Origin of the sequence: Heliophilum fasciatum (assembly GCF_004341395.1) — a bacterium.
Taxonomy (GTDB): domain Bacteria; phylum Bacillota; class Desulfitobacteriia; order Heliobacteriales; family Heliobacteriaceae; genus Heliophilum; species Heliophilum fasciatum.
Genome location: NZ_SLXT01000050.1, coordinates 1 through 6,077, shown reverse-complemented (window position 1 = coordinate 6,077; position 6,077 = coordinate 1). Strand labels below are relative to the sequence as shown.

Sequence of the window (6,077 nt, the reverse complement as noted above, 5' to 3'; positions counted from 1 at the left end):
AGTCAAAATACCTTTAAATGGTGCAAAATACCATCGAATAATGCGTTTTTTGAATCGCCCCTTGGGATGCGGGGGTTTTTAGACAGACTCTAATATGTAAATCCCCAACGGATCAAGTCTTTTTTGCGGAGACTGTATCAAGCAATTTCGATGGTTCGTAGTTAGGGCTTGCTAGCTAAACCCCATTTTTCAAATCCCTTAACAAAAACTAGGGCGAAATATTCCACCCATCATCTGAACCCAAAATTGGGCAAAAAGAACCCTGAGCCAATGCTCCAGGTTCATTACCAGGAATTGCATGGCAATCATGCATTCCGCCGCTTCTTTTAATCGTGCCACAATGCAAGCAAGGCTGTACTTGCGTTGCCCTCTCCAAACTTTCCTTTCACGGCATTGCGTTGCCGAGCATCAAGTTTTTCGATTTGTTTCTCCGTTTTTTTCAAAAGGCGGTTTGCCGGTGGTCGGCCAAGTCGTGGGCCACTCAGGCGAATCCCTCGCGCTTTGCAGTAGGCCAGGTTTTCCCGGTTATGATAAATTCGCTCTGGAAACATGAAGGCATAATGTTTTCCAATTTCGTCCCACGGAATGATGCGGGCTAACTGAACCCAGCGATTTTCGGCACTGAGCTTTCCGGAAAACGGTAAGATAAAATCGTCAATGGTCATCTGCGGACTCGGTTTTTTGTACATGCTACTGCCTCCATATGCACGGTTTTTCGGGGTATACTGTTCATTTTTGTGCACTTATTTCGATAGAGAGTACAAAAAATCCTTTAAAAATTGCGGCTTCTCGGATTATTTAGCAAGCCCTAATTAACAAATGTGAAGTATAGGTTTAAATATTAAAGTTATTAAAATATCAATATATTCACCTCATATTATGCTAAAATATTTACTGTAGGTTGATTGTTTACCTTTTATATAATTAATTTATCAATCATGGGGATAAGCCATAAATCGAAATTTCGCATCGCCCCATAAACATTTTACATAAATTACAAATGATTAAGAGGTGTACTTAATGTTAACATTGTTTCGCGACCTGGATATTGCTAAAAAAATAGGGTTTCTAGTTATATTATCATTATTATTTACTTCCATAATCGGGTTTACTGGCTACCTATTTTTATCAAAATCGAACGATACCGTAGAAGATATGTACAATCAAAAATTAATTCCAACACAACTGATGAATGAGAACCGAGTACATCAAAGAGTCATAGCAACCAGACTTCTTGAATTAATGCTTACTACAGATAATAACGAGAAGAAAAAACTAGTAAGTGAAATCCAAGAAAGAGCAACCAGCTACAGCAATAACGTAGATGAACTAACAAATACAAAACTCGATGATAATCAAAAAAAGATGATGCAAGAAATTGATGATTTAATTAAAAAATTTAGAACAGACAGAGAAAAAGTCATAGCATTGGCAATGTCCAACAATAATGCCGAAGCATATGACCTGTATTTCAGAAATGTTCGTCAAACAGCTGAGTTGTCAAATAACAAAGTCAAAGAACTAGCTGAATACACAAAAAAACAGGCTGAAGCAGCTGACGACCAAAATAATAAAAATGCAGACAAAGCGATAACTATACTGATCACTACTAACCTGTTGTCCCTCGTTATATTAACAATAATTGGAACGATGATCGGTCGAGTAATTTCTAATCCTCTTAAAGAACTAACTGAAGTTGCTAATGACGCCGCTGCTGGGAACCTCGTTGAAAAACAACGCACAACAAATTCAAAAGACGAAGTTGGTCAATTGTCCACTTCAATTTGTACAATGATAAATAACCTTCGCACTTTAATTCAAAAAGTTGCTAGTTCCTCTCAACAACTCGCTGCGGCTTCGGAACAGCTTACTGCAAGCACTGAACAATCGGCTTTGGCATCAAGTCAGGTTGCGGAATCAGTAACGGATGTCTCAACAGGCACTACCAGACAACAGACTTCTATTGAAGAATGTTCTAGGTCGATTAGTCAAATATCAACTCGGATTCAGCAAGCGGCTATGAATGTAAGCCAAGTGACCAGTCTATCCGAGAAGGCAGCCATTACTGCAAATAATGGAAACAGTGCTATCCATACGGTAATAAATCAGATGATCAATATTGAGAGTACTGTATTCGATTCATCCAAAGCTGTTGAGAAGTTAGGTGACCGCTCCAAAGAAATCGGGCTAATCGTTGAGACAATTTCGGGTATTGCAAGTCAGACGAATCTGTTGGCCCTTAATGCAGCGATTGAAGCTGCACGGGCGGGTGAACACGGAAAAGGGTTTGCCGTAGTGGCCGAGGAAGTCCGCAAACTCGCGGAACAGTCCCATGACGCAACAGAGCAAATTGCCTGTCTTATTGGCGAAATTCAAGGGGAAACTTACACCGCTGTAGAGGCCATGCATTTAGGTACAAAAGAAGTTGCTTCCGGTACAGAAGTAGTCAAACTTGCCAAAAAATCTTTCGATGAGATCGTGACACTGGTGAGTGAAGTATCCGTACAAATTAGGGAGATAAGCGATGCAATTCAACAAATGTCCAACAACAGCGAATTGGTTGTTACTTCCATAAAAGAAGTTGTAGCGGTTAGTCAAAACATAACTGGAGAGACGCAAAGTATTTCTGCTGCTACAGAGGAACAATCCGCTTCAATGCAAGAGATAGCATCATCCAGTCACGCACTCTCAAAAATGGCTGATGAACTACAAAATGCGGTCATTGTATTCAAAATTTAGAACCGCTTGTCGAAAAAAAAGTCATTGTTTGGGAATAATATCATAATTGTCGAGTGGGCTTATGTGACGCCATAACGTGACCCCTGCGGGTAGTGAAAGCCGAGCTTGTTTTGCTTTATTTATCGATGGGAAGAAGGAAGATCTTATAAGGTCCATAGGCATTGGGCGCTAGGCCTATCGTTAGATGATACGTTCTTTCTCGTTCTTCATCTAAGGTATAGACGATTTGACCATACCCTAATTCCCGCAATTGACTTGGGTTCTCATAATACGAAAAATAATGGGGATCCACAATCCGTACGGTTTTCACCGGCTCGGGAGTGTTATCCAGCGCAACGGTGAGAAACTGGTTATAAAGATCAACATACCCTAAGCCTTGTCCTTTGGGAACGTTCCCTTGCAGCGCGATCGCCGTAGGCCCGGTGATGTGCAGGGTCACATGGTACAATGCACCATAGGAGCCGTTGTTCTGGACAAAGGCACCCTCGCCATGTCCATAGCTGCTGATCCGGGCATAATCATCGTAACCATAGGTTAGGTCGTTAGTAAATTTGGTCGGCTCATAACCCGGTTGCGCCGGATCATGAGCTCGGGCGTTGAGCGCTGTATTAAAGGTAATCGATTTGATCTGATCGCTTCGGCTGTTGTACTTAAGCGTTACTTGCCGGTTGATGCCTTGATTGATCAGCCCGCGCATATGAAAAGCCTCATTGTCAGCCTGCTCCAGGATTTTGTTTTGATGAAGCCGATAAAAGGCATCTAGGTCTGTGTTTCGTTTAGCAACAAAACTGCAAACCCCTATGGCTTCCCCTGCGGAAAGGTTGTGTAGATTCAATATTTCACCGGTGTGGTGATCCTTAAAGACAAAGTCACCCATGATCATTTGCCATCCGTGAATGCCAACTTCATCATAGAGCCATGATTTTTGCCCCGGTTCAATCGTCTGCCAAAGCCGTTCTCCTTGATTGTCTTTGAAATAGTTGGCCAAGATCACGTTGCCAAGCTCGGTACCATAGTACACCTCAAGCGTTTCCCCCGGGATCATCGGTGCCAGATCGTTAGCGTAGATTCGCGTGCCATCGGGCAATTTGCTCGTTCCGTTGGCTAACTTTTTCGCCACAATGTCGACGGTACGGTGCGTATTATTGACGAAAACAATCCCCATTTTGGCAGGTAGGCTGTACTCCCGTCCTTTTTGGCGGGCAACCAACAGGTTGAAATGCGACGATAAGACCCTGGTGTTGCCTGTTTGGGAGATCACATTGTCCACCCTCGTCATAAAGCCTTCTTTTTTCACTAGTTCCGGCACGTTAGAAAAGAACATCGTTTCTCCTTCCGTTACCGTAAGGGTTTGGCCCTGGCTTAATGAAGTCGCTTGTCGCAAGCGGGATGGTTCTACTTCTTCGCCTACCTGCCATTTGGCATTTGCTTGAACCGGTGCTACCAGCAAATCGCTGTTCGTCATCAGGCATAATCCGCTTATAAGGACACAGGCACCCCATAGGGTGATTATTTTTGGGATCATCCCAATCCTCCCCCCCTAAAAACCGTCACTGCTCTCGCAATTCGAAGGTTCACTTTTGTCTACAAAATTCATCCATAGGATACCACATTTTATGCTATGATGAATCTGATGCATTTTTCAACATCATTATTCACTGCGTTGATTTGTTTGTACTCTTTTTGCATGCATAGATATGTACTTTCCTTGGCGCCATTGACTCCTATTCGTTTGAACACAAATTATATACGAGGTGATCCTGTGACGGAACCTGTGTCGCCCCTCCTCCCCCTCTTGTCCTGGCAACATCTTAGCTTACACGCTGCATTTACTACCCGTCCCTTGCTGACGAACCTAACCGGCGAAGTCCGTTCCGGAGAAATCCTGGCCGTTATGGGTCCTTCCGGCTCTGGCAAAAGCACCTTGTTGACGTTGCTCAATCGAATGCGCAGCGCCACTTCCGGCTCGATCGTTATGCAAGGTAAACCGCTATCCTCCTATCCCATTCCCCAACTGCGCCGTCAGATCGCCTACTTGCCGCAACAAGCGGTGCTTTTTCCCGGCACCGTTGCTGATAATCTCACCGTCGGATGCCGCCTTTGGCAGATTCCTTGCGATGTGCCTGGCTGGCTCGCTCATGTCGATCTCGATCCGGCCATCGCCGAGCAGTCGGCCAGCACCCTATCGGGCGGACAAGCCCAGCGTCTCGCCTTGGCTCGTACACTTGCTTTGGAACCAACGGTCCTGTTACTGGATGAACCGACATCAGCACTGGATGGACCGACGGCCCTGGACATCGAAAGGCTCATTCAAAACTGGGTAGCTGCCAAGGAAAGGGCAGTCATTTGGGTGACCCACGATCCACACCAAGCGGAGCGTATTGCATCGCGTCTTTTGCGGATTGAAGCGGGGCAACAAGCGTTTCTGGGTAAACCCGGCGATACTTGGGGAGGAACAAGGTCATGACGACACTTCATCTGGCCCTCGCCTTGGGCTTTGTACTTATCGCCATGGTCATCTCCTACCGACAGCAATTAGCCTTAGAGAAAAGCTTACTCATCGGTACAGTGCGCGCCGTCGTGCAGTTGCTGTTCATCGGCTATGTTCTTCAACTTATTTTTGATCTCAATTCCTGGTCAGGCCTGCTGGCCCTCTTGCTGATCATGGTTGCGGTGGCCAGCCATAATGCTGCCGGTCATGCTAAAACGCTGCCACGACAAGTAGCGTTGCTCTACATGGCCGGATCGCTTTTACTCTCGGCGCTCATAACGCTGGGGCTGTTGATCGGCCTGGGCATTATCTCCACAGAACCCCGCTACATCATCCCCTTAAGCGGTATGATCATCGGCAATGCGATGATCGCCGCCGGGTTAACGCTCAACCGCTTGCAGGCTGAATTGGCCAGCGGTCAAGGGCAGATCAACGCCTTGCTTTGCCTCGGTGCAACCGTACGCCAGGCAACGGCCGGCGCCATAAAAGCGGCCGTACGCGCCGGGATGAGCCCGACCATCGACGGCATGAAAACGGTGGGCCTCGTGCAGTTACCGGGCATGATGACCGGCCAGATCATTGCCGGAGCCAGTCCGATTGAAGCCGTGAAGTACCAGATCTTAATTCAGCTTGTACTGACGGCCTCCACAAGCATCACCAGTATGGCCGTCGGGATTTGGTTTGTGCGGCCTTTTTTTACAAAGGATTTGCAACCGTCCGAGTATTACCCGCGTCCGTCGTGAAGGAAAAACGCCTCTTCGCTGTTTCGTGTGGGTAACAATCGGCCTAGTCGGCTAGCGAATAACGATGTTTATTCATCTCGTGGGTTGCACACACTACCAATGGC

Annotated in this window: 4 protein-coding genes and 1 pseudogene; 3 read left to right on the top strand and 2 right to left on the bottom strand. The window is 46.0% G+C overall.

Features of this window, described 5'->3' with window-relative positions:
* Nucleotides 1-198 precede the first annotated feature (198 nt).
* Nucleotides 199-542, bottom strand: a pseudogene (locus EDD73_RS15370) (transposase); the annotation flags it as partial.
* A 478-nt stretch (nt 543-1,020) separates the two neighbouring features.
* On the opposite strand from EDD73_RS15370, the gene EDD73_RS14325 reads away from it, so the two are divergent.
* Entirely contained in the window at nt 1,021-2,739 is a 1,719-nt protein-coding gene (locus tag EDD73_RS14325; protein WP_131921084.1) for a methyl-accepting chemotaxis protein, read from the top strand.
* Between the two features lie 115 nt (nt 2,740-2,854).
* On the opposite strand, the gene EDD73_RS14320 is transcribed toward EDD73_RS14325, so the two are convergent.
* Nucleotides 2,855-4,204: a hypothetical protein gene (locus tag EDD73_RS14320; RefSeq protein WP_131921082.1), complete on the bottom strand. Its 1,350-nt coding sequence runs from the start codon at nt 4,202-4,204 to the stop codon at nt 2,855-2,857.
* A 297-nt stretch (nt 4,205-4,501) separates the two neighbouring features.
* On the opposite strand from EDD73_RS14320, the gene EDD73_RS14315 reads away from it, so the two are divergent.
* Both EDD73_RS14315 and EDD73_RS14310 read left to right on the top strand, forming a co-directional pair.
* The gene (locus EDD73_RS14315) at nt 4,502-5,206 is read left to right on the top strand and encodes an ABC transporter ATP-binding protein (protein WP_165876550.1); all 705 of its coding nucleotides are present in this window, start codon (nt 4,502-4,504) and stop codon (nt 5,204-5,206) included.
* Nucleotides 5,203-5,973: an ABC transporter permease gene (locus EDD73_RS14310; protein WP_131921078.1), complete on the top strand. Its 771-nt coding sequence runs from the start codon at nt 5,203-5,205 to the stop codon at nt 5,971-5,973. The genes EDD73_RS14315 and EDD73_RS14310 overlap by 4 nt, the downstream gene beginning before the upstream one ends.
* Nucleotides 5,974-6,077 lie beyond the last annotated feature (104 nt).

Excerpts from the sequence above, each read along its gene's own strand:
- EDD73_RS14325 (WP_131921084.1), top strand. The coding sequence starts at position 1,021 with ATGTTAACATTGTTTCGCGACCTGGATATTGCTAAAAAAATAGGGTTT.
- EDD73_RS14320 (WP_131921082.1), bottom strand. The coding sequence starts at position 4,204 with ATGACGAACAGCGATTTGCTGGTAGCACCGGTTCAAGCAAATGCCAAA.
- EDD73_RS14310 (WP_131921078.1), top strand. The coding sequence starts at position 5,203 with ATGACGACACTTCATCTGGCCCTCGCCTTGGGCTTTGTACTTATCGCC.